Source organism: Nostoc sp. DSM 114161 (assembly GCF_052692665.1).
Genome location: NZ_CP195141.1, coordinates 6,346,335 through 6,370,014, shown reverse-complemented (window position 1 = coordinate 6,370,014; position 23,680 = coordinate 6,346,335). Strand labels below are relative to the sequence as shown.

Annotated in this window: 24 protein-coding genes and 1 riboswitch; of the genes, 9 read left to right on the top strand and 15 right to left on the bottom strand. The window is 40.7% G+C overall.

What is annotated here, in order from left to right; genetic code table 11:
- Nucleotides 1-28 precede the first annotated feature (28 nt).
- The 5 genes from NSTC745_RS26865 to NSTC745_RS26845 all read left to right on the top strand — a co-directional run bounded on the left by NSTC745_RS26865 (nucleotide 29) and on the right by NSTC745_RS26845 (nucleotide 5,730).
- Nucleotides 29-559 (top strand): GNAT family N-acetyltransferase, encoded by a 531-nt coding sequence (locus NSTC745_RS26865; protein ID WP_445633707.1) that lies wholly within the window; start codon nucleotides 29-31, stop codon nucleotides 557-559.
- A gap of 489 nt (nucleotides 560-1,048) precedes the next feature.
- Nucleotides 1,049-3,118 carry a cytochrome-c peroxidase gene (locus NSTC745_RS26860; RefSeq protein WP_445633706.1) on the top strand — a complete coding sequence of 690 codons (2,070 nt, stop codon included), beginning with the start codon at nucleotides 1,049-1,051 and terminating at the stop codon, nucleotides 3,116-3,118.
- A 266-nt stretch (nucleotides 3,119-3,384) separates the two neighbouring features.
- Nucleotides 3,385-3,591 (top strand): hypothetical protein, encoded by a 207-nt coding sequence (locus NSTC745_RS26855; RefSeq protein WP_445633705.1) that lies wholly within the window; start codon nucleotides 3,385-3,387, stop codon nucleotides 3,589-3,591.
- Between the two features lie 88 nt (nucleotides 3,592-3,679).
- Entirely contained in the window at nucleotides 3,680-4,708 is a 1,029-nt protein-coding gene (purM, locus tag NSTC745_RS26850; protein ID WP_445633704.1) for a phosphoribosylformylglycinamidine cyclo-ligase, read from the top strand.
- A 335-nt stretch (nucleotides 4,709-5,043) separates the two neighbouring features.
- Entirely contained in the window at nucleotides 5,044-5,730 is a 687-nt protein-coding gene (locus tag NSTC745_RS26845; protein WP_445633703.1) for a PHP domain-containing protein, read from the top strand.
- Nucleotides 5,731-5,862: 132 nt separating this feature from the next.
- Here the strand turns inward: NSTC745_RS26845 and NSTC745_RS26840 are convergent, their stop codons facing one another.
- The 4 genes from NSTC745_RS26840 to NSTC745_RS26825 form a co-directional block, all read right to left on the bottom strand.
- Nucleotides 5,863-7,239 (bottom strand): sensor histidine kinase, encoded by a 1,377-nt coding sequence (locus NSTC745_RS26840; RefSeq protein WP_445633702.1) that lies wholly within the window; start codon nucleotides 7,237-7,239, stop codon nucleotides 5,863-5,865.
- Between the two features lie 200 nt (nucleotides 7,240-7,439).
- Nucleotides 7,440-8,444: a chemotaxis response regulator protein-glutamate methylesterase gene (locus NSTC745_RS26835; RefSeq protein ID WP_445633701.1), complete on the bottom strand. Its 1,005-nt coding sequence runs from the start codon at nucleotides 8,442-8,444 to the stop codon at nucleotides 7,440-7,442.
- A 3-nt stretch (nucleotides 8,445-8,447) separates the two neighbouring features.
- Nucleotides 8,448-10,694, bottom strand: coding sequence for a response regulator (locus NSTC745_RS26830; RefSeq protein WP_445633700.1), 2,247 nt, complete (start codon nucleotides 10,692-10,694; stop codon nucleotides 8,448-8,450).
- 2 nt (nucleotides 10,695-10,696) lie between these two features.
- Entirely contained in the window at nucleotides 10,697-11,419 is a 723-nt protein-coding gene (locus NSTC745_RS26825; protein ID WP_445633699.1) for a chemotaxis protein CheW, read from the bottom strand.
- 161 nt (nucleotides 11,420-11,580) lie between these two features.
- Between NSTC745_RS26825 and NSTC745_RS26820 the strand changes: the two genes are divergently transcribed.
- Together NSTC745_RS26820 and NSTC745_RS26815 are read left to right on the top strand one after the other, a co-directional pair.
- Nucleotides 11,581-11,853: a winged helix-turn-helix domain-containing protein gene (locus NSTC745_RS26820; RefSeq protein ID WP_445632651.1), complete on the top strand. Its 273-nt coding sequence runs from the start codon at nucleotides 11,581-11,583 to the stop codon at nucleotides 11,851-11,853.
- A 52-nt stretch (nucleotides 11,854-11,905) separates the two neighbouring features.
- Nucleotides 11,906-12,442 (top strand): IS630 family transposase, encoded by a 537-nt coding sequence (locus NSTC745_RS26815; RefSeq protein ID WP_445632652.1) that lies wholly within the window; start codon nucleotides 11,906-11,908, stop codon nucleotides 12,440-12,442.
- Here the strand turns inward: NSTC745_RS26815 and NSTC745_RS26810 are convergent.
- The 8 genes from NSTC745_RS26810 to NSTC745_RS26775 all read right to left on the bottom strand — a co-directional run bounded on the left by NSTC745_RS26810 (nucleotide 12,437) and on the right by NSTC745_RS26775 (nucleotide 19,808).
- Nucleotides 12,437-12,589 (bottom strand): hypothetical protein, encoded by a 153-nt coding sequence (locus tag NSTC745_RS26810; RefSeq protein ID WP_445633698.1) that lies wholly within the window; start codon nucleotides 12,587-12,589, stop codon nucleotides 12,437-12,439. The two genes, NSTC745_RS26815 and NSTC745_RS26810, sit on opposite strands and share 6 nt — an antisense overlap.
- Before the next feature lie 42 nt (nucleotides 12,590-12,631).
- A complete protein-coding gene (locus NSTC745_RS26805) occupies nucleotides 12,632-14,299 on the bottom strand; it encodes a methyl-accepting chemotaxis protein (protein WP_445633697.1) in 1,668 nt (555 codons plus the stop codon).
- 421 nt (nucleotides 14,300-14,720) lie between these two features.
- Complete coding sequence (locus tag NSTC745_RS26800; RefSeq protein WP_445633696.1) at nucleotides 14,721-15,995, bottom strand: CheR family methyltransferase; 1,275 nt, start codon at nucleotides 15,993-15,995, stop codon at nucleotides 14,721-14,723.
- Nucleotides 15,996-16,016: 21 nt separating this feature from the next.
- Complete coding sequence (locus NSTC745_RS26795; RefSeq protein ID WP_445633695.1) at nucleotides 16,017-16,481, bottom strand: chemotaxis protein CheW; 465 nt, start codon at nucleotides 16,479-16,481, stop codon at nucleotides 16,017-16,019.
- Nucleotides 16,482-16,555: 74 nt separating this feature from the next.
- Nucleotides 16,556-17,260: a precorrin-2 C(20)-methyltransferase gene (locus NSTC745_RS26790; protein ID WP_445633694.1), complete on the bottom strand. Its 705-nt coding sequence runs from the start codon at nucleotides 17,258-17,260 to the stop codon at nucleotides 16,556-16,558.
- The gene (locus NSTC745_RS26785; protein ID WP_445633693.1) at nucleotides 17,260-17,886 is read right to left on the bottom strand and encodes a precorrin-8X methylmutase; all 627 of its coding nucleotides are present in this window, start codon (nucleotides 17,884-17,886) and stop codon (nucleotides 17,260-17,262) included. Before NSTC745_RS26785 ends, NSTC745_RS26790 begins: the two co-directional genes overlap by 1 nt.
- A gap of 96 nt (nucleotides 17,887-17,982) precedes the next feature.
- Nucleotides 17,983-19,491, bottom strand: a complete 1,509-nt coding sequence (gene cobG, locus NSTC745_RS26780) for a precorrin-3B synthase (RefSeq protein WP_445633692.1) — start codon at nucleotides 19,489-19,491, stop codon at nucleotides 17,983-17,985.
- Nucleotides 19,478-19,567, bottom strand: a riboswitch (adenosylcobalamin-variant (AdoCbl-variant) riboswitch). Its footprint overlaps the gene before it by 14 nt.
- A gap of 4 nt (nucleotides 19,568-19,571) precedes the next feature.
- On the bottom strand, nucleotides 19,572-19,808 hold the full coding sequence (locus NSTC745_RS26775; RefSeq protein ID WP_445633691.1) for a hypothetical protein: 237 nt from the start codon (nucleotides 19,806-19,808) through the stop codon (nucleotides 19,572-19,574).
- A gap of 314 nt (nucleotides 19,809-20,122) precedes the next feature.
- Here NSTC745_RS26775 and NSTC745_RS26770 point away from each other — a divergent pair, with 314 nt between their 5' ends.
- Entirely contained in the window at nucleotides 20,123-20,374 is a 252-nt protein-coding gene (locus NSTC745_RS26770; protein ID WP_445633690.1) for a hypothetical protein, read from the top strand.
- Nucleotides 20,375-20,652: 278 nt separating this feature from the next.
- Here the strand turns inward: NSTC745_RS26770 and NSTC745_RS26765 are convergent, their stop codons facing one another.
- From NSTC745_RS26765 to NSTC745_RS26755, 3 genes are all read right to left on the bottom strand, one after another.
- Nucleotides 20,653-21,069: a hypothetical protein gene (locus tag NSTC745_RS26765; protein WP_445633689.1), complete on the bottom strand. Its 417-nt coding sequence runs from the start codon at nucleotides 21,067-21,069 to the stop codon at nucleotides 20,653-20,655.
- Nucleotides 21,070-21,207: 138 nt separating this feature from the next.
- Nucleotides 21,208-21,543 carry a hypothetical protein gene (locus NSTC745_RS26760; RefSeq protein WP_445633688.1) on the bottom strand — a complete coding sequence of 112 codons (336 nt, stop codon included), beginning with the start codon at nucleotides 21,541-21,543 and terminating at the stop codon, nucleotides 21,208-21,210.
- Between the two features lie 211 nt (nucleotides 21,544-21,754).
- Nucleotides 21,755-22,156: a fasciclin domain-containing protein gene (locus NSTC745_RS26755; RefSeq protein WP_445633687.1), complete on the bottom strand. Its 402-nt coding sequence runs from the start codon at nucleotides 22,154-22,156 to the stop codon at nucleotides 21,755-21,757.
- Nucleotides 22,157-22,700: 544 nt separating this feature from the next.
- Here NSTC745_RS26755 and NSTC745_RS26750 point away from each other — a divergent pair.
- A complete protein-coding gene (locus NSTC745_RS26750) occupies nucleotides 22,701-23,522 on the top strand; it encodes an alpha/beta hydrolase (RefSeq protein WP_445633686.1) in 822 nt (273 codons plus the stop codon).
- Nucleotides 23,523-23,680 lie beyond the last annotated feature (158 nt).

Genomic DNA, 23,680 nt, shown 5'->3' with positions numbered 1-23,680 from the left:
TCCTGAACTAACAACTGAAAATTTAATTTTGCGGGAAACAAAACTAGCTGATGTACCAGCAGTTTTTCTGATTTTTTCAAATGATGAAGTAACAAAGTATCATGACTTAGAAACTCTCACTAGTTTAGAGCAAATTCAGTTTATAATTGAGCGTCGTGCAGAGCGATTTAAAAATAAACAAGGTATTCGCTGGGGAATAGCTAAAAAAGAAGATAATGTAATTATTGGTTCCTGTGGTTATAGCATTAAAAACTGTTTCCAGGCAGAAATTGGCTACGAACTTGCAAGAAAATATTGGAAAAAGGGCATAATGACAGAAGCCTTAAGAGCTATCATTCACTGGGGTTTTCACAAGTTGGATCTGAATCGCATTGAAGCATTTGTTATACCAGAGAATACTGCCTCTATCAAATTGTTAGGGAATTTGCAATTTGTGGAGGAAGGGCTTTTAAGAGAATATGCATTTTGGAAAGGACAATTCCATGATTTGAGGATTTTTTCTCTATTAAAAAGAGACTATACCGATTCCCGGTTAACTGAGGTACAGATAATATTTTGAAATGCTCCAGGGACGCTGAGTAAAGCGCAGAGCTACGCAGAGATTTGTACCTGAGCAGACAAGGAAAGGCTATATAGGATTTCTTTTTGATTTGTGTAACAAAAATTAGTACGGCTTTATTCGTTATTTATTTTTCCCTGTTTCTCATTTCGTGGTAGCGACTACTGAAGGTTCCCGGCGTTATATATACATGTATTACTTGGGTATAATCGGACATTTCCAAATTTAATTGCTATGAGAAAGTGGGTGTAAATAATTGAAGGTTGGCATTGATTATTTTAGTCAAAAAATAGGGCTAAAACCCTCAATATAAGCCAAATTAAGTTTTTATATTTTGTAACATAGTTTGATTTATTCTTACCTACTTACTTTAGTATAAAAAAGCTGATATTTTAAAATTTGTGTGTAAGAAAATACAACAAAATTTCAGATTTGAGAGTGGAGTAGTAATGCTTCAACTCTTGATAAAATTAACCTTCATAGTAAAACATGAGGAAAATCCAATTTGGAGCCACTTATGTGGCTGGTGCGCTAGCCAGACTTACCAATCTGGTATCAAGGTTATCTAGGAAAATCAAAAGCGCTACCACGATCGCACTATTGGTTGCGATCGCCGTTTTAGCGGGACATACTGTATCAGCGCAAGTATCGCCCCCAACGATAGCTTCCCTAAAGACGGTGACGGTTCCAGAACCGGACAATCTCGGAGAATTCGTTAAGAATAAAACTGCAGCGATCGCTTTGGGAAAGGCTTTTTTTTGGGATATGCAAGTTGGTAGTGATGGCATCACCTCCTGTGCCAGTTGCCACTTCCATGCCGGTGCGGATAACAGAGCTAAAAACCAGCTTAGTCCAGGGATTTTGCGAGTGAATGCAGATAAAACTCCGAATCCCGATAATACTTTCAGCATCGGTCAGCCAAACTCCACACTCAAGCCAGAAGATTACCCATTCCACAAACTGGCAGACCCAAATAACCGTTTTTCTGCCATTCTCTCGGACAGTAATGATGTCGCCTCCTCCCAAGGAGTTTTTAATTCCAAGTTTGTTAATAACGATCCTGGTATTCCTGTGGACGATCCGGTATTCAATGTGGGAGGTATCGAAACCCGTCGTGTGGAGCCGCGCAACACGCCAACTGTGATTAATGCGGCGTTCAACTTCCGCAACTTTTGGGACGGACGCGCACAGAACGTTTTCAATGGGGTTAATCCCTTTGGCACGAGAGACCCCAATGCCAAGGTCTATAAAGCATCAAGCATCTTAAGTCCACTACAACCACTCACCGTTCAACTTAAAAATGCATCTCTAGCTTCCCAAGCAGTGGGGCCGCCACTCAGTTCGTTTGAGATGTCGGCAGATGGGCGCACGTTTGAGGAGATTGGTGACAAATTTGGGTTTGGGTTGCTCGACAAGATATTCGATGTTGTCAAGAGCAAGAAGCTGCTTCTTCCTAGAGAACTCGCTCAACAGTTACTTCCCTTAAGACCCCTTGGAAAGCAGATTGTCCATCCCGATGACAGTGTACTAGGTCAGTACAGCAGAGCACCTCAAAAGGGTCTGACGACGCTGACTTACAGCCAAATGATCCAAGCAGCCTTCAAACCAGAGTGGTGGCAATCTACCCAGTTAATCCAGGTTGATAAAGCCAACGGTAATACCCGGAAAGTCGTACTGCTGCCAGATCTCTCAAGCACTACTGAAGAGTATACGCAAATGGAGTACAACTTTTCGCTGTTCTTCGGGCTAGCGGTTCAACTGTATGAGTCTACATTAGTATCTAACAATGCGCCCATTGACCAGTTCTTAGAAGGGAACACTAACGCCCTAACTCCCCAGCAGCAACAGGGTAAAGCTATTTTTGAGAACCCCGCCAATGCTTGTATATTTTGTCATAGCGGAGCAGAATTCACTGCTGCTTCAGTGAGAAATGTCCAGAACAGTGGGCGACTCACACGCTCACCAGCGCCGGGAAATCCTATCGAAGACACGGGTTTCTTCAAGATTGGGGTCAGACCAGAGCTTGAAGACCTGGGTCTGGGGGCTGATGATGGGCTACCTGTATCGCGACCCTTATCCGAAGCACGTTTAGCTCAACAAGGAAAATTCCAGGAGGTCTTTGGTGAAGCACCTAATATTACACCTGGCCCTGTGGAAGCAGATGGACTTTTTAAAGCTCCTACGCTCCGCAATGTGGAACTCACTGCCCCCTATATGCACAATGGTGGAATGTTGACCCTGCGGCAAGTGGTCGATTTCTACAGTCGCGGCGCTGGGGACGACAATGCAAATGTACCCCGCCTTCCTGTGTTGAATCTGAGCGACGAAAACAAAGAGGCACTTGTGGCTTTCTTGAAGTCGCTAACTGACAATCGAGTTCGTTACGAAAAAGCACCCTTCGATCATCCGCAGTTGTTTATCCCCAATGGACATCCAGGAAACGAAATCTCCGTCACCAACGACGGTACCGGAAAAGCGACAGATGCCTTGACGGAAATCCCAGCTGTTGGTCGTAATGGTCGTAGCACTCCCCCTGCTAACTTCCTTGCAACTCCGTAAACCTGGAGACTGGGTATTGGGAAAACTCTTCCCTAATTCCCAGTCCCAAGCGGTCTGCCAAGCCAAAAATGCTGGGTGAGGGCTGGGGAAAGGTTAAAGGGAAAAGGGTAAGGGATAAAAAACGTTTCCCCCTTCCCCCTTTTCCTTTACCCCGCCAAGTTGTCTTGCCAGACTACTAGTCCCCAATCCCTTCACAGAGCGAGTTTTTACAGGATCTAGAAGAGTGCTGCCTCCTGTATCTTAAAAATAGTAAGATTTTAAAATATATGGATAGTAAAGAATTAGCACAATATATCGAGGCAACGAATAGCATTACTAAACCTTGGCTATTGGTTCAATTGCGTCTCAAAAAATTGCAAGAGCGTCGAGCTACGTTAACAGACGATGCTTACAACAAAGAATTGGAAGATATTTTCCAAGACTTGATGAATTTGGGGGAATGGTGGCAGGGTATTGAAGATGAGGTATTTTAAAGAGACGCGATGAATCGCGTCTGTACAAGAGTTAGGAATTTTGGTAATTTCTGATTTCTAACTTAAATTCATAAGGGTGTAGTCAGGAATGGATTATCGGGATGCAGGAGTTGATGTTGAGGCTGGTCGAGGCTTTGTAAATCAAATTCGCAACTTGGTTCACAGTACTTTCAGACCGGAGGTAATTGGTGGATTAGGTGGCTTCGGTGGATGCTTTCAACTACCAGGGGGTTTTAAGGAACCTGTTTTGGTTTCTGGAACAGATGGTGTGGGAACAAAGCTGAAAATCGCCCACATTCTCAACCGCCATGATACTGTCGGGATTGATTTGGTGGCGATGTGCGTTAATGATGTGCTGACATCTGGTGCAGAACCGCTGTTTTTTTTAGATTATGTCGCAACCGGGAAGTTGGACAAAGAGCAATTAACTGATGTGGTTGCGGGTATCGCTTCTGGATGCAAGCAAGCTGGTTGCGCTTTATTGGGGGGAGAAACGGCAGAAATGCCCGGTTTCTACCAAGTGGGTGAGTACGATTTGGCTGGGTTTTGTGTGGGAATTGTCGAAAAAAGCCAGATGTTGAACGGCTCTCAAGTAAAAGTCGGAGATGTAGCGATCGCCCTTGCTAGTACAGGCGTACACAGTAATGGTTTTAGTTTAGTACGAAAGATTGTTAATGATGGCAACTTTGCTTGGAGCGATACTCCAGAATTGTTAAGCGGTGAAACTATCAGCGAAACTTTTCTCAAACCCACGCGCATTTATGTCAAACCAGTTTTAACAGCACTCAAAGCAGGTTTGTCAATTCATGGTATGGCTCACATCACAGGTGGTGGTTTGCCAGAAAATTTGCCTAGATGTTTGGGAGAAGGTCAAGCAATAAAAATTGATAACAGCAGTTGGAATGTTCCCCCTGTATTTCAGTGGCTAGCTGAAGTAGGAGAAGTCAGTCCCCAAGCCATGTACAACACATTCAATATGGGAATTGGATTTGTATTGCTAGTGTCACCTGATGAAGTTGAGCAGACAATCAGCCACTTTCACTCAAATGAAATTCCAGCTTTTGCCATCGGTGAAGTCATTACAGGTTCAGGAGAATTAGTGGGATTACCATTGTGATAGATATTTTTTATACAAAGAATAAAATTTTTGTTTAGGTTATTAGAGTTACTTTCTCTACTGATGAATTACTGTATAAGGTACTTAGTACAGCTTGTTTAAGCATACGCTCAAAATTAAGATGCAATATTTATTACCTACTAATTTTTGAGGGAATTCAAACTAATCATGACTACTGACGTTGAGATTTGCTAACGTAGTCTTAACATATCGAAAAATTTGCTAATAAAGCTGAGAAATTAGCTGTTAGCACTAATTTACAGTTGTGAGTATTTCTCATGTGTAGGTGTGGCGTTTTAGTGTGTTAGGAATATATATTTTTTTCTAGAGGGGTTATGGTTGTAAATTTGGCCCGCACTACTGCTTCCAGAGAACTGTTGAGGCAAGTATTCCAGAACATTGATGCACATAGTTGTCCGACGTTATTCAACTTTCACATGCACACCGTCCATTCGGACGGCAGGTTGCAGCCGAGTACATTGATGGAACAGGCGATCGCTATTGGGCTAAAAGGGCTAGCGATTACCGATCATCATGGTATTGGCGGCTATCAAGCAGCACAAGCTTGGTTAGAGGATTGGAAGTGGAATAATCCTGGCGCAAGCACTCCTATATTGTGGAGCGGTGTGGAAATCAATGCCAACCTTTTAGACATAGAAGTTCACATTTTGGGTTACGCTTTCGACCTAGAACACCCTAGTATCAAACCCTATTTGCAAAGAAGGCCGACTACAGGTAAAGAATATCAAGCACATAACGCGATCGCTGCTATTCATCAAGCTGGGGGATTGGCAGTTTTAGCTCATCCTGCGCGTTACAAGCGATCGCATTTTGATTTAATTCCAGCTGCGGCCGAAAAGGGTATTGATGGCGTGGAAGCTTTTTATGCCTACAATAACCCCAATCCTTGGAAACCCAGCGCTGTAGAATCACAACAAGTGCAAAAATTGGCTGATGAATATCTTCTTTTCAATACCTGCGGTACTGATACCCACGGCTTGAATTTGCTACAGCGCTTGTAAAAATGAATCTATGGTTGTATACCCACACGCTCCCTAACGGTAAAGTGTGGGCTTTCAACTTGACAGAAGAATACCGCATCTTGGACTTCAAAAAGAAACTGTATAAGGGCGTAGGAAACGATACCTTCGCTATTAACTAGTGACTCTAACTGGAATTTCGATGATAAATTCTGCCCCATCACCAGGTTGAGACTTTACGTAAATACTGCCATGATGTTTTTCAATAATTTGATAGCTAATTGCTAAACCTAAACCTGTACCTTTATTAACAGGTTTAGTTGTAAAAAAAGGATCGAATATTTTAGTTTGTATCTCTGGAGCAATACCAGAGCCATTATCTATAATTTTAACTTTGATAGTTCCTAAATCGGTTACTTCAGTTCTAATAATAATTTGTTTTTGATTTTGATGATTTGAGTTTTCTAATAAAGTATCTATTGCATTATTAATAACATTGATGAATACTTGATTTAATTGTGCTGGATAACATTCTACTAGCGGAAGATTAGCATATTGTTTAATTACTTCTATTTTTTGCTTGAGACGATGATTGAGCAGAAATAGCGTACTTTCAATTCCCTCATGAATATCTACAGCTTTTTTATCAGATTGATCGAGGCGAGAAAAGTTTTTTAAAGAAACCATAATTTCCTGAATTCTATGAGTTCCTAATCTCATAGATAAAATAATTTTTTGAAAATCATCTATGATAAAATTCAGGTCGATTTCGCCAATCTCATCTGAAATTATTTTTTGCGCTTCTGGATACTCTTTTTGGTAAAATTCTATCAAATGTAAAAGAGTGTTAATATGTTCGTGGAGATAATTAAAATTACCATGAATGAAATTAATGGGATTATTTATTTCGTGGGCTAATCCTGCAACCATTCTGCCCAAACTAGACATTTTTTCGGTTTGAATTAATTGCACTTGAGTTGTTTGCAATTTGCGTACAGTATGTTCTAGTTCCTGTGCTTGTAGTTTGGCAGTTGCAGTTGCAGTTGAGAGTGCTTTGAGATTATTGTAAGCCTTGGAATGATAGCGGATGCGGGCAATTAACTCAATGGCATCAGGTAATTTAATTAAGTAGTCATTTGCTCCCTCAGCAAAGGCTTCTGCTTTGAGTTTTGCTTCTTCTTTACTCGATAACATGATGATGGGAATATCACGAGTTGAAGGATGAGAACGAAACCAACGCAGCAGCATTAAGCCATCCATGTCTGGCATGATCAAATCTAAAAGAATCACCGTTGGCTCAATAGCGATCGCTTTTTGAATCGCTTGAGTTGAGTCGCTGAGGTAATTAAAAATAATATCCGCTTCGTTAGCAATAATTCTATTGATTGCCTCACCAATTATTTTTTGGTCGTCGATTAGCAAAACATTGACATTTTCTGTGTTTAGTTTGACTTCATTTACACAGTCTGTCGATGCCAATTTTATACTCAAGCTAGGTAATAATATTTCTGCTTGTTGCAATTGAGAGATATGGTTGACTTGCTGGCTCATATAATTATTAATAATTGTTAAATATTTATTGATATTATTCAGTTGATTATAACTTAAGGGATATAAAAGTAAAAATATTTACATATTGTAAATAAAATGGATTAAATACTTTAATTCAGACAAAAATTTGAAGATAGAAATCTAAATTCAATCCATTTTATTTGATTAAAGAACAGTAAATTCACGGGATAAAAATTATTTTATATAGGTTTGTTTGCGGACATCCGTAATAACTTGGTACAAGCAGGAGCGATCGCATCCACTGGCAAAACTTCCACGGCGGCTTGCAATTCCACCGCAGCTTTGGGCATACCATATACAGCACAAGTTTCGCGGTTTTGGGCAATGGTGTGCCAGCCAGCTTCCCGCAAGAGTTTTAAACCTTGAGCGCCATCTCTTCCCATACCTGTAAGTAACACCCCAATTCCTTGTCCAGTCCAACGATCTGCCACACTTTTGAATAACACATCAATTGATGGACGATAAACGCAATTTGAAGGTTGTTCGTTATAGTCAAAACTCAGGTTAGAACCCATGACGAGATGATGATTTGTACCCGCTAAAAGAATTTTTCCTGGTTGCGGTCTAGAACCTTTACCTGCTATTTCTAGAGGTAAGAGAATTTGCTCATTTAACCAAGCTGCAAAACCTGGAACAAACTGAGCATCTAAATGTTGAACGATCGCTACAGCAGCGTGAAAGTCTTGGGGAAATTGTGAGAGAATCTGAACCAATGCCTGGGGACCGCCAGTGGAAGTGCCAATAACAATTAGTGGGGGTAAAGATTTTTGAAAAACTCTGGTTTTTTTGAGTGTTCGTCCTTGGGAAGATACACCAATTAATTTAGCGATCGTGCTAATTTTTTTGAGTAGACCTACACTACCCTCAGCAGGTGTATTGATTGCATCCAAAGCTCCATAAGTCATGGCTTCCAATACATTGCCAGCATATTGATTAACGCTGACAGTCACCATCATAATTGCACAAGGAGATTTGCTCATAATTTGCCGTGTGGCTTCCACTCCATCCATGCACGGCATCAAGACATCCATCAATATTAAATCGGGGGTATCAACTGCACATTTGCTAACAGCTTCTTCACCATCATACGCAACCCAAGCCAAATCATAGTCTGGTATTGTGGCTAAAACGCGCCGCAGCGCCTCAACCGCCATCCGCATATCGTTGACAATGGCAATTCTCATTAATTAACCCTCACCAATTAAGTCAATTACCGCCCTTAGCAATGTGTCATCATGAAAACTGCTTTTGGTGAGATAGTAATCTGCACCAGCTTCTAAGCCTTGAATTCGGTCTTCTTCGCGGTCTTTGTAGGAGACAATAATCACAGGTATTTGCTTCAACTTGGCATGGGCTTTGATTTGGCTGGTGAGTTCAAAGCCATTCATCCGTGGCATATCAATATCTGTAATTACCAAATCATAATCGCTGCTGCGGATTGCATTCCAACCATCAATACCATTAACCGCTACATCAACTTTGTAACCGTTATTTTCTAAAAGTTTGCGTTCCATTTCGCGGACGGTAATTGAATCATCGACAACTAGCACGCGCTTGTAGGTTTTAGTTAGTACCTGACGCCCCGACTGATTCACTTGGCTAAGTTGCCCGCTAGAAAACACCTTAGCAATAGAACGTACTAAATCTTCGACATCGACAATTAATACTGGAGAACCGTCATCCATAAGGGCTGCGGCGCTAATGTTGGGGACTTTACCGAGGCGGGAATCTAAAGGACGAACAACTAAACTGTGTTCGCCAAGAAATCGGTCAACGACTAATCCATAATGGTTGAGGCGATCGCTAATTACAACCACTGGTAGTAAGTCTGGATTTACCGCCGGTGAGGGTAACTCTAAAACTTGACGCGCCGAAATTAACTCCACAGGTTGATTGTTCAGTAAGAAAAACGGGCGATTTTCTGAAACAGCAATCTCTGACTTGGATAACATCAGCACTTGTTCGATTCTTGCCAGCCCAAAAGCATATGGTTCGCCAGCAATCTCAACTAACAGAGTGCGAACTACCGATAGGGTAAGGGGTAATTGTAAGTAAAAGGCCATACCTTTTCCTGGGTGAGAAACTGCCCGCAGCGTCCCGCCAACTTCCCGCACTGTGCTATGGACGATATCTAACCCTACACCCCGACCAGAAATTTCCGTAACAACCTGGGTAGTAGAGAACCCAGGTAATAACAGAAACTCCATTAATTCAGCTTCCGTCAGCTGGGCTGCCATTTCTGCGTTCGTCATTTGTTTTCTGACGACTTCTTGACGCAAAAACTCGACATCAATTCCCCGGCCATCGTCAGAGATAGTGATAAATAACATCCCAGCACGATGGACAACTTCGATTTCAATTTTTCCTTCTTCTGGTTTGCCTGCGGCTAGTCGGTCTTGGGGAGATTCGATGCCGTGATCGATCGCATTTCGGAGGATGTGAGTTAAAGGCGCTTCTAATCGGTCGAGAATATCTCGGTCTACTAAGGTATACTTACCCTTAATTTCCAGCTTCACGCGTTTACCCAGCAGGCGGGAGAGGTCGCGTACCATGCGCCCAAATCCTTGTCCGCCCTCAGCAAAGGAACACATTCGCGTTGCAATTACTTCCCGATAGAGGCGCTGGGCAAGATTTCCAGACCGTTGAGAAAATGATTCTAATTCGTTTTGGCGATCGCTAATTAATTGACTGCATTCGCTGGCTTTTTGATATACCGCGCTCAAATGTTCTTTAATGTGTTTATCGAGTGGGCGATCGCTCAATAATTCTTGTAACTTAGCCACTAGGTTAGATAGCTCTACTTGATTAGCTTTGACCTTTAAAAAAGAGTCTGTAAATGGCTCTAACCACTTGGTTGCCACTATTGTTTCTCCTGCTAATCCCATCAACCGATTGAGATTATCTGTACTTACTCGTACACTCCGGTTTTGGGTAGCAACTAATTCTTCAACTGGGGAGGGGATGATTTCCGGTTGCAGAGATTCTATCTCCGGTGTTGGCTGCAAGATATTTACCTGTGGAACAACTACCGGGATATTTACAGAAGTCGAAAGATTAGCGATCGCATTCACTAGCGATTGTATATGAGGATTATTTCCTGGTTGCAGATTGGGGTTTTGGGCTATGTGTTGCAGCAAATCTACCCCTTGCAACAAAACATCAACGCTATCGGCAGTTAAAGTAACTGTTCCAGCTTGAGCCGCACTAAAACAATCTTCCATGACATGAGCTAGGGTGACAGCCGGCTCAATTTGGACAATTCTAGCTGCGCCTTTAATACAATGGGCTGCCCGCATTAAGGCTGCTAATTCTGATTTAGGATCGGGGTTTGTTTCCAGCGCCAACAAACAGTTGTTCAGCACCACAACCTGAGTTTTGACTTCCATGTTGAATAAATCCAACAAAGAAAGCTGACTGAGATCGGAGTCTTCCATGATTACTGCGCCTTCCTCGCCAAAGTGGTAAATAATAATTCATCATCCAAATAGCTGACAGTGTGGGATGTCTGGAAATTAGCAGGTTGCCAGGAAAATAACCCTTGAGTGTAGGTTTGGGCTGCTTGAGTCATATTCCTGGAAGCATCGTGCAATTCCTGACGAGGGAATCGGTGTAGACCATAGAGTTCATCTACTGGAAACACCCAAGCGTTACCAGCCTTTTCAATTACCACCATGCGGGAATGCACCACTGAACTCAGCAATAGGGGAGTATCGCTAGATTCGATATTTAACAAGTGGTTTAAGGAAACACATAACAGCAATTCACCGCGAATATTGATTAAGCCCCGCAAAACTTGGTTGTTGCGATGGGGTAGGGTATGAATCACGCTTGGAGGAGTCGTTTCTTTAAAGACTTGAGCGGGAAGTGCCAGCCATTCTCGTTGCAAACGAAAAATCACAACTGTCAATGTTTCTGTTGTGGCGACGGTGTAGCTAGGCATTTGCAGATTTTTCTCGCCTTGAGATTGAGCCAGTAATTGCGTCCACTCATGACGATAGTGTTCTGGTGTTGGGCGTTCTAGTAAGTTATACCAATTCTGTATGAAGATGCGCCAAACTAGGTCAAACTTATAGATGGGTGCATTGAGTAACTTTGTGATGAGTCGTCCATTCCAAATTGAGATTTCAGAAAGCCAAGAAGAATTGGAGAAAGCTGTCAAACATGCCACCACGGCAAGCAGTAAAGAAAGATTACAAATGCTCTATTGGCTCAAGAGTGGTCAAGTTAGCAGCAGGCGATCGCTTGCAGAACGTTTAGGACGCTCTGGTAGCAACCATAACTCGTTGGGTAAGGAAGTATAAAGATCAAGGAACAAGGGGCTTGCTTGAAGTCAAACATGCACCCGGAAAAGCTCCGAGCATTATTGGTTCAGACTTAGAACGCTTGGAACAGCGGTTACAGGAGCCATCTGGGTTTACTAGCTATGGCCAAATTCAACAATGGCTCAAGAGCGAATTAGGGGTTTCACTTGCCTACAAAACAGTCTATGAAATTGTTCGCCAGCGTTTGGGTGCGAAGTTAAAAGTGCCTCGTCCTCAAAGTACCAAACAACACCCACAAAGTCTATCTCACTTTAAAAAAAACTGCCTTTAGCATTCAAATTCTTGCAGGAGGAATTTGGAGCGGGGAAACGATTGAGGTACTTGTGCGGAGCCGGAGACGCTCCGCCTCCGGTCAGGATGAAACACGTTTAGGATTAAAGACAATTGCAGGACGTTTGATTACAGCTAGAGGAGTTAAACCTGTGGGCTTAAGTCAATGGCAACGTGAAAATTTTTATTTATACGGAGTTGTAGAACCTCTAAGTGGATACAGCTTTTTCTATGAGTTCCCCTACCTGAATGCTGATTGTTTTCAACACTTTTTGAAGTTGCTATCTGCTGATCTTGGTGATGATATTGCGGTTATCCAGTTCGACCAAGGATCTTTCCACAAAGCTAAAGCTCTCGATATCCCAGATAACATTATCCCGATTTTTCAACCTCCTCACTCTCCTGAACTCAACCCAATTGAGCGGTTTTGGGAATTTCTCAAATCTCAACTCCAATGGGAAAATTGTAAAACTCTCACACAACTACAGCACAAGTTAACTGATGTCCTCAAAGAAATTACACCTTCGATGATTGCCTCTCTCACTTCTTACGACTTTATTCTTGAAGCCTTATTTAGCGCAGCTTCATAAAGAATTGGTATTAGGATATGTTGCCGAATAAACTGGACAATTGCGACAGTGAGCGTGTATGGATAGTTGCGGACAGGAGCGATCGCCTTCAATACCAATTACATTCCAACAAGACTCAATCTGAGATGGTAAAGATGTAGTAATCATTAGTCATTAGTCATTAGTTTTTTTTGCCCCTCTGCCTCTTCACTAAGCAGTCGCATCTAGCGGAGTTAAGGATGAAATATTCTCGTTCTTAACCTTGAAAATAGATACCTCCTGACGCAAGCCACGGGCGACTTGATTGAGTTGAGCGATGGCATTATTAATTTCCCGCAGGGAATCAGCAGTTTGCACTGAAGTACTACTCAACTGCGTTATCGCATCGCTAATTTGTTGCGCCCCTACTGACTGAATTTCCATCCCTTTATTTACAGATTCAAAACGCGGGTTTAGATTTTGCACTTGTTGAATGATTTGCCCAATCTGCGTACTGATACTGCCAACATCTGCCACACTCCGCCCAACTTCAGCCGCAAATTTGTCCATCTCCATTACCCCTGTAGACACGGAAGATTGCATCTGTTTGACCATTTGTTCTATGTCGAGAGTAGCGACTGCGGTTTGGTCTGCTAATCTGCGAATTTCTCTAGCGACTACGGCAAAACCTAAGCCATATTCTCCTGCTTTTTCGGCTTCAATGGCTGCATTCAACGACAGCAAATTAGTTTGGTCGGCTACTTTTGTAATTGTCAGGACAATATTATTAATGTTGTTAGCTTTTTCGCTGATGATTCCCAATCTAGCAGCGATGTTATTGGTTGCTTCTGCTAACTGTCCCATACTTGCTTCCATTCGCATCAAATCTTTTTGGCTGATACTAGCGGCTGTAGTTGTGGCTTGCGACATCGTTACCACTTGTTCCATTGTGTTGACTAGTTCTCTGGAGGTGGCGGCAATTTCCTTAGCTGTGGCTGTGACTTGATTAGTAGAGGCAATTTGTTCTGAGAGTGTTGCTTCTAATTGTTTACCAGAAGCACCTACCTGGGTAGCTGAGGTCATTACTTGAATACCTGAGCTTTGTACTTGACGAATTAAACTACTCAGCTTTTGGGTCATAGTTTTAAAAGATTCCAAAAGTTGTCCGATTTCATCTTTAGTATTTGATTGATTTTCAGCCAAAGATGAAGTTAAATCGCCAGCAGAAATTTTATCTGCTACATTTACAGCAGTAGAGACTCTACTGCCCAAAGCCTTGGAAATTATGGAAGTTATAAAAGCTGCGATCGCTATAGTTAAAAGTGTCACCAGCACCGCTAATAAGCTCATAAAGTTGAGCATTACTTTTGTACCTTCAATACTTTGTCCCATGATTTCTTTTTCTCGATTCTGAAACTGTTGGTTTGTTTGAAAAAATTTATCATTTACTTCTTTGGAACGCTCCATATATTTCTCAATCACAAATTTATTTTTATCAATATTCGGCGTTCTAATAATATCTTGAACAAAACTATCAAATTCCTCCAACATCTTCTGCATATCTTGTAATCTTTGCTTTTGTAATTTATCTTCAGAAATATTCAATACATGATTTAAACCATCTTGAAAAGTTTGTTTATAATTTATATATCTCTCTAGAGCATCGTGATGCTTTTTCGTATCAAATAAATATCGGCGAATTGTCCGATCCATATTCGCTATACCCAAAACCATATCATCTGTTCCGATAATAGCTTCGTGTGAAAACGCCACTTGTTTATAGGTTCTTGCTGCCTGATTTGTAGTGATATAAACTATGACGCTAAAAACGAAGATTAAAATTGTAGGGATAGAAAATCCTAGTAAAGTTCTATCTTTGAGTTTCCAACTATTCAACATTTTAATTTTTGACCATCTAATAATCTGAAATAATCAAGCCTAACATACTATATAAATAATTTGTTAACTTTAAATTTTGTAACTTGAGATTAAAGAGGCTAGATAGTATTAATACTTAAAATAGCCAATTGCAAAATACATCGAATTCCAAATTAAAAATTCAAAATTGGTATTAGATATACTGTTGTTAACTGATATCAAAGGCAAAAAACCTCCAGTCACTAAAATTCCCAAATTGGAGGCTAAATTAACAACTATTAGCTTCAAAATTAATAAGCTTTGTTAAGCTAATTAAGCTTATTAATATACAGGTAAATAAAAAATAAAATATTATAGTAAATATCTAGCTTTAATCCTCAAGCTTTGTATTTCATTCATTTGCAATATGCTGTATTGAGCATATTAGTGTGGATAAGCCTATTTATTCCAACTCCATAGCATCATTTTTCTGATGCTGCAATCTGTAAATCCGCTGCCAAAGCAGACTAGCACTAACCTTATCTCCCTGTTGTTCCTTAAGCAAGGCTAGATGAATCAATGCCGCTTTGTGGCCAGGTTGTAGATAAATTGCTTTACGAAAAGACTGTGCAGCCTGCTCGTTGTGCGACATTGCTTGTTGCACTTCACCCAAGAGAACATAAGCCTCAGCATTCATTTGATTTTCGTTGAGATAGTCGTTGCATAGTTGCACGGCCTCATCTAAGCAACCTCGATCGGCAGCAGTTTTAGCTAGATCTAATAAGTCTGTGTTGGGGTTGTTTGCAGCTATCGGTTTTTGGGGAGGAACTTCCACCCTGTCTTTGATAGGAAAGGTGTAGCGTTTTTGTGTTGATAATTGAGGATTAATTGTTGGTTTATAACTGCTGGGAATAGTATAATTTTTCTCAACAAAATTTTGATGGTTACTCAACTTTTTATAGGCAACTGCTGAAGATTGGTGCATTGAGAAAAACTGAGTTTTCATCAGTAACGCAGCTTCAACATGGGCAACAAATAATAAACCCCCTTCGATGAGTAACTTTTCTAAGATGCGAATAGTTTGTTCTTTAGTGGTGCTATCGAAGTAAATCAATAAGTTGCGGCAAAAAACTACATCATAAAGCTGTGTATTAACTAAAAAGTTAGGATTAGCTAAATTGCCGTTGATAAAATTTACCAGGGTTTGGACTGACGATCGCAGGTGATATTTTGAATTGATTGATTGAAAATAGCGTTCCTGAAAAGAAAGATGATTGCCACGAAACGAGTAATTATCGTAAATTCCTCGTTGGGCTTTTAATAAACATTGTTTGCTAATATCAACAGCATCGATGTGAAATTGAGCAGGTGTTAATCCTGCTTCTAAGAGGGCGATCGCAATGGAATATGGTTCTTCACCTGTGGCACAGGGTACGCTCAAAACCCGCAATACACCTTGCGGTTTTTTTGGCAACCATTCTGATAATACGTAACGTTTGAGAAATGCAAATGATTCTGGTTCGCGAAAAAACCAAGTTTCTGGGACAATCACACTGTCAATTAGTATGTCCCATTCTTGAGGAGAATCTTGCAAATGTTCCAAATAGCTAGACATCTGGTTTATACCACAATCTGCCATTCGTTGATAAATGGCACTGGCGATCGCCGCAGAACCAATTGAATTAACATCTAAACCAATTTTGCTTCTCAGTAAAGCTTCGATGACAGATTGTGCCATTTGTGCGATCTTCACACCAATCTAAATTGCTTTGTTTAAAATTCTTTCAGGCAAGAGATTAATTTGCTCGCTTTCAGACAACAAGTATTCAATACGAATGCACTGAATCATGCCCTTGTCATCTAATATCATCTTGCCCAAATATGGCGCAGCATCTATTTGAATATTAGAATCAACAAACTCACTTTCAGACTTGTGCAATATTTCCACAACCTGTTGTGCCATTAAACCTAAAACATGTTTGGTATTATTAGGGCCGCAATAATTAACTAATACAATCCGCGTACTCAAATTATCGCTACAGGGTTTACCCTGCATCAACTGGCATAAATCGATGACTGGTGTAATGCATCCGCGATAGTTAAATACACCAGCGATGTGTTCTGGTTTGTGTGGCAAGGTTTTCAGCAAAACTAGCGGTATCACCTCTACAACATCTTGAGAGGCGATGGCGTACCGCTCATTGCCAACTTTGAAGAGTAACATGAGCATGGATTTATCTTTGTGTGTTATTTACTCAAGTTACCCACTTTATTAACTAAACGTGAGTTCGACAAGTTTTATAGTCGATTTTTGGTTGGGATCACGATCATTGCGAAATAAGGTACTTCTGCGGGATCGACTTCATCTAAGGGTAGAATGCGTTGCTGTGTCATTGTTGCTCGCTCAATATATCTTGCCCGCGATGCTAAACCTAATTTATGCAGAACGTCCCGCACTTTGGTAAAATGACGACCTAGTTTCATAATTGCCGCTGCATCGGTCATCAACAATTGCGTGGTCAGTTCTTCTGCTGGCAGGGGGGCAGGCAAGACTGTGAGAATATCATTGTAGTAGGTGAAAGGTACGCCCAAAGCTACTGGGCAAGCCATCAGTGAGGAAACTCCGGGGACAACTTCTGTTTGGTACTCGTCACATAACCGCGTGAACAGGTACATGAAGGAGCCATAGAAAAAGGGGTCGCCCTCACACAGCACCACCACATCTCGACCTGCTGCTAAATGAGCCGCGATTGGTTCAACTTCTTTGTCGTAAATAGACTTGGCTTTTTCTGGTTCCAAGGCGCGGGGGAGGTGAAATAACACTTCGATTTGATCCCCGGTGAGATATTGCGCCACGATTCCTCTAGCAATACTCTCTTTATCTGTAGCTGATTGATAGGCTACCACAGGAGCCGCACGTAATAGCCGCAGCCCCTTGAGAGTTAATAATTCTGGATCGCCAGGGCCGACACCAATTCCATAAAGACGACCTTTGGTATTCATTATTCTTCCTCCGTTGCCAAGGCGTTAACTGCGGCGGCGGCGATCGCACTACCGCCGCGCCGACCGTGTAATGTTAAAAATGGTACATTTCTGCTGTCTGCTGCCAATGCGGCTTTCGATTCGGCTGCACCGACAAACCCCACAGGAAAGCCTAATATTATAGCAGGCTTCGGCGCTCCTGCATCGAGCATTTCTAATAGTCTAAATAGTGCGGTGGGAGCATTGCCAATTGCTACTACCGATCCTTCGAGGTGCGATCGCCATAATTCTAAAGCCGCTGCCGACCTTGTAGTATCGAGATGTTTAGCAAGCTCTGGGACTTCCGGATAGTTGAGGGTACAGATAACTTCATTGTTGGCAGATAAGCGCCGCCTGGTTACACCTTCAGCAACCATGCGGCAATCGCAGAGAATGGTTGCTCCTGCGGCTAGGGCTGCCCTTGCGGATTGTACTGCTGTTGGTGAATATCCTAAGTCTGTGACGATATCCGTCATTCCACAGGCATGGATGAGACGTACTGCAACTTTCGCTACATCTGGAGGAAGGACATCTAGGTTGGCTTCTGAGCGGATGATGGCAAAGGAATTGCGGTAAATTTCGTTGGCGTCTCGGATGTAGTCGGGCATTCAATTTGGGATTTTAGATTGATTTGTTGATAGATATTTAATTTAATTAACCGCAGAGGCGCAGAGAACACAGAGAAATTCGATTGAAGGGAGTCATTAATTATGTAATTGGGAAAGTGGATATCGATTGGCAAATTCTCGAAAGGATTCATGAAAATTTTGGCGTTGAATTTTATAGACTTGTAAGATTTGCTCTATTAATGGAGGTAGTTCGGGGAAGGTGACATATTGGTATAGTTCGCGGCCGAATTTGTGGCTGCTGTTGGTGTCAGCTAGATAAATGTGATAGGCTTCGACTGTTTGATTGTCTGCCTCGAAGTTGACGCCGAGTAGGGTGATGTCAGCTTGGCTGTGTTGGGCGCAGGATTTTTGGCAACCAGTAAAATGAATATTAATTGGGCGTTCGAGAGTAAGGCGATTTTCAAGATATTCCGCCAATGCTAATGCATGACTTTTGGTGTCGGTGGCAGAGGCGGCACAACCTTTGTTACCAGAACAAGCAATTAATGAACTCTTGATATTGGTGGCTGAGGAATCTAATCCTAAAAGAGTAATTTGATTTTGGACATGGGTAAGTGTTTGTTGAGGAATATCTGTTAAAAGTAAATTCTGCCAAGGGGTTAGCCTGATTTCACTGCCGTATTTTGCTGCTAAATCTGCTAAACCCCGCATTTGTCCGCTCTCCACTCGTCCAAGAGGTAAGACGACACCAATGTAAAATAATCCTTGCTGGCGTTGGGAATGGATGCCAAGATGCTGAGAGTTAGGATCTATTTTTTGTCCAACTGGGGATGTTTCGCGGCGGGAAAGAGTAAAAGGTAGACGTTGCTGAACTTGGTGAAGATAATTTTCACAACCCAAAGTATTTAATAAATCTCTCAAACGTAGCCGAGGCCGATCGCTAATATCGCTATGATTCAGATAGACATCTGTTAACGCTGCCAAGACGGGTAAACAATCGTCTGGCGTTAACAAAATTTTCGTATCGCTTGGTGGTTCTTTCTTTGCACCCGCACAAAGATAAAGGCGGAAGTAAACATTACCATCAACTAAGACAGCGGCAAATAGGATATCATTTAGGCGATCGCTCACTCGAACTATTCCACCACCATCAAAGCAAACGCTAAATTTTGCTGACAGTGCCGATAATGCCGGATGTATAGCAATATAATTATCCCAAGCTCGAACAAAAGGACGAGTGTCAATTAATTCTTGGCGATCGATACCAGCAGTTGGGCTGGTCATAATATTTCGGATGTGGTCTATATCAGTATTGCGAGAACCGAGTCCGATATCCTGTAGGTGGTTGAGAACTTGAGAATTTATCTGAGTGCGGATTTCGCGGATTTGCAAATTAGCTCGATTAGTCACATCCACATAGCCGCCGCCATGCTGGTCTGCTATATCTGCGATCGCGGAAAACTGTTCGCTACTAATAATCCCGCCTGGGATTCTCATACGAGACAGTATACCATCTTCGGCGGGTGTAGGATAAAACAAGCCAGGACAAGTGGCAAATCCTGAAAGCAAACTGAGAACTCCTTCCCCGTGCAACGCAGGGAGTAGACGGCGAGTATGTCCTGAGGACATCCTGAGAGTTGGCATTCTGACTTAGGCGATCCCATCACAGTTGCGGCACAGTCCCGGAATTTCACCGGAGTTTCCCAACCCCAAGCTTTAGTAATTTAGCATGAGAATGCGGTCAGTAAGTTGAAGACTTCATATATTGAATCAACTTGAAGCGAAATTGCTTGAGCGGGTGGATTGTCGATACACCGGATGGGGAGGTAGTGGAGTTGCTCTCGACGATCTGGCGGTTTGCGGCTGCGAGAAATGGTAAGTATTTTGTTTTGCTCTGCTTGTTCTAAATCTTGAAAGCTGAAATCAGTATTTTTGTAAACTCGTTTATACACGTTCGGCACTGAATTTTTCTTAACTGTCTTAACTGTCTCAATTAATTTCTTAACTGTCTTAACTGTCCTTGTAATTTTGCCTCAATTTTCAGAATATCTATAAATGTAGTCAATTTAGTAAAAAAGCTGTTTATTTACTAATAGCTGCTACCAGCAAAACTCATGAAAGAATACAATTTCTTTAGGAACGTTAATAGCATTAACTAACTTAAAGAATCAAGTTTAACAAGCATACTCAAAAGCTTGTTAAAAGGTAATATTTCTCCAAACAATTTTGTTATAGCTGGTTAACTAATTTTTTTATTTCAAATCAGGAGTGAAATATGCAATTATCAGATTTAACTAACTTTTTGGCAATTCTTACAATTGTAGATTCTGATAGTAAAATCGCTGAATATACTATAAAACTGGCACAAGCCGATACAGTAGTCAACACTGGAGACACCGATACTACAGTTCTAAGGGATATCAAAAAGCATTTACCCGAATTACAAAAAGAGTTGGATGCCATCCAACAAAATAAATTGGAACTGAAAGAAAAAGTTATCAAGAAAATTTTGACCCCAGACAATTAGACTATTAATAAATTACTTTTCTCAGCTTGTCTATAAGAACAAGCTGAGGAACTGCTAATTAAAAAGATAGGCTTTACGAAAGATCCCTGACTTCTTGAAGAAGTCGGGGATCTGACCATTGCTAACCCTTCAGAACTAATGAGACAGACCAACTCATCGAGAAGATGAAGAAAGTTTGAAACAGTCTTGTAATTAAACAACAAAATTCCCAACTTTATAAGATCGGTTGATAATTTTAGACTTGAGCGATCGCCATACACTAAAATTCTACAACCAACCTACTCAAAAACATAATTTTGAGCCACTTTCCAATAACGCGAAAATCGTTTCAAATCAATATAGCCATCATAATCAAAGAATGGCTCCACCTCTAAAACTTCCAATTTTTGGGAACGCTCAATTTGATTGCAGATATCATCAAACCTGGGACTCGGACTATTTACTGTCACCACTAAGTCTGCTTTTTGTTCTTGAGCAAAAGTCAGAATTTCTTGCACCACATTACCACGGCGAATGACAACAGGTAACTCTAGCAAACACTCGTAAATAAACGTCAAGCGTTTAAGACTGAGTTGCCATTCCTCAATTAAAGCCTCGTCCCAAACCCAAATAGCAGGAGCATCAGGGTATTCTTGTAGCGCGGGATTATATGGACTCAGACAGTCTCCATGTACCCAAATAATTGGTTTAGTCATTAGTTATTAGTCATTAGTCATTGGTCATTGGTCATTAGTAAATAAGGGATTTTGAAGAAATAATTGCATATTTTTGTATTTGTCAGTCTCTAAACAAAAGACAAAGGACAAATGACAAATGACAAATGACAAAAAACATCAGGCATTATTGGAAAGACTAGGGCTATTAGCGTAGCGTCTGTGAAAAAGAATTGCTGCCAAATTTGTTAGCAAACAGGTGATTGCTAAAGACATCAAAATATAAGTAGGAGCCATCACCACGCCAATCATAAACCAAGTGTATACGTGCAAGATCATCACGGAAGCGAAAAAAGTGGCAATTGCCGCAGACTGCCAGATTTGATGTGATGGGCGACGTAGTGCTGTCAAAATCATTGTCAAAATTGTGGCCAGCAAATTGGCTGGTACAAGAAATGCACAAATACTGACGCAGTTTGCGCGAGAGAACTCAGTTAAGGTGTTGAAATCGAACATCAAGATCCTGGGGATAATGTTAGAAACCTATAATTTAATGTAACTTATTTCTATATATTGAAATCCACCTTAGCATAGGTCGAGAGTAACAAAATTGAAATTTTAACATTATTTAAACAATTCAATTAAGTTCTTATAGTAACAATAGCTAATGCTAATGAATCCTAAAAATTTTGTATAGTTAGGGTGGGGAATGCCCACCCTGACCGAATTAACCAGGCAAAATCACTGTATCGATAACGTGAATTACACCATTATCAGCTTCGATATTTGCTGCTAGAACTGTGGCATTTTTAACTTCAAAACCATCAGAAGAACTAATTTTAATCGGTGAACCTTCTACAGAATTCACGGTACCAAGTTCTGCCAAATCTGTCTCAAAGAGCTTTCCAGAAACGACATGATATTTTAAAATACGCGTTAGCTGCGGAATATTTTGTAACAGAGTTTGAATGGTGCCGGGTGGTAACTTAGCAAAAGCATCGTCATTGGGAGCAAAGACGGTGAAAGGGCCGGGACTTTTTAATGTTTCTACTAAACCAGCAGCTTGTACAGCCGCTACTAGTGTTTTGAAAGACTCAGCATTAACAGCAATATCAACAATATCAGCCATATTTGGTACCTAAATCTCTGCAAATGATTTTAAAGGATAATAAACATATTTTAAGTTTTATGTTTCAAGTTTAGGCGAATGGAGCGATCGCCTATCTTGAATACAAGCAGAATAATGTTTTTCTCAATTACGTGGCAAAATCAGTAACATCTTCTTAGATGCCTTGCCTGCGCTACTCTAAACAGGGCTTTGTGCATCCTTGAGACAATGCGATCGCCAAAACATTCCATGCTTTGTGTTGAGTGCGATCGCCTAGCTTACCCGAATCATTATTTTACACCACATCTGTTAGCCTGACTCAACAATGGGGAAAGATGTAAATAAGAAATTATCAGCCCTCTTGTAGAGGGTAATTCGAGCAAATTTCTTTGTTTTGTGATTTGCAAATATATATAGGAATCTCTTTTAAAGAGAGGTAACAGGGTTGGAGAACAGATAAAAAGGAATAAAGGTGTACTTAGCTTTGCAAAAAAACTATTAATTATAGAAATTTTATTCAACTACTTTACTACTAACAAAACCTAAAATTTAAGAAAAATTAAATATGAATAAAAAGCAATTACTAAAAATAATAATCGGGGATTTGACCTGGCAGAGATTGATAAAATCTTTAATTTCTATTTATGTATTTTTTGGCTTGTATGTCTATTTCAGAGCAGACAGTATGATTTTTTTACCACAACAGTCTAGTTATCAAGATAATCGGGAGATTATCAAATTAAGAGCTATTGACAACACCAAAATTTCTGCTAGATATTTGTATAACCCTAAAGCTGATTATACTATTCTTTATGCTCACGGTAATGCAGAAGATTTAGGTAATATTAAACAAACTTTAGAGCAATTACACGCTTGGGGTTTTAGCGTTTTATCTTATGATTATCGCGGCTATGGTACAAGTGAAGGTGTCCCCACAGAAAAGAATGCTTATCAGGATATTGATAGCGCTTATAACTACTTAACAAAAGACTTAAAAATATCACCACAAAAAATTATAGTATGGGGACGTTCTGTAGGGGGTGGTTCTGCTGTCAATTTAGCAGCCCAAAAACCAGTAGCAGGTTTAATTGTTGAAAGTACTTTTATTTCAGCATTTCAAGTAATAATACCATTCCGCATTTTACCTTTTGATAAATTTTCTAATATTGACAAAATTAAAAATATTAACTGTCCTGTGTTAGTAGTACATGGAAAAGCAGATGAAATTATTCCTTTTGCTCATGGAGAAAAATTGTTTGCTGCTGCATCATCACCAAAACTTTCTTTCTGGGTTGAGCAGGCTAGCCATAATGATTTATTATGGGAAGCTGGAGACAAATATCAAACAACTTTAAATAAATTTATTAAGATATTGAAGAAGAATTGAGAACTAAAAATTAATTAGATACAGTATTTTTCCATTCCCCAACCCCCAACTCTATTCACTCTCTCCATGAATGAATCTAATTTTGCGTGACTACTTATTACACGCTCCTGAAATTAGGTAATGGTACTTAAGCATGTATATATATTCGTAATAACCAT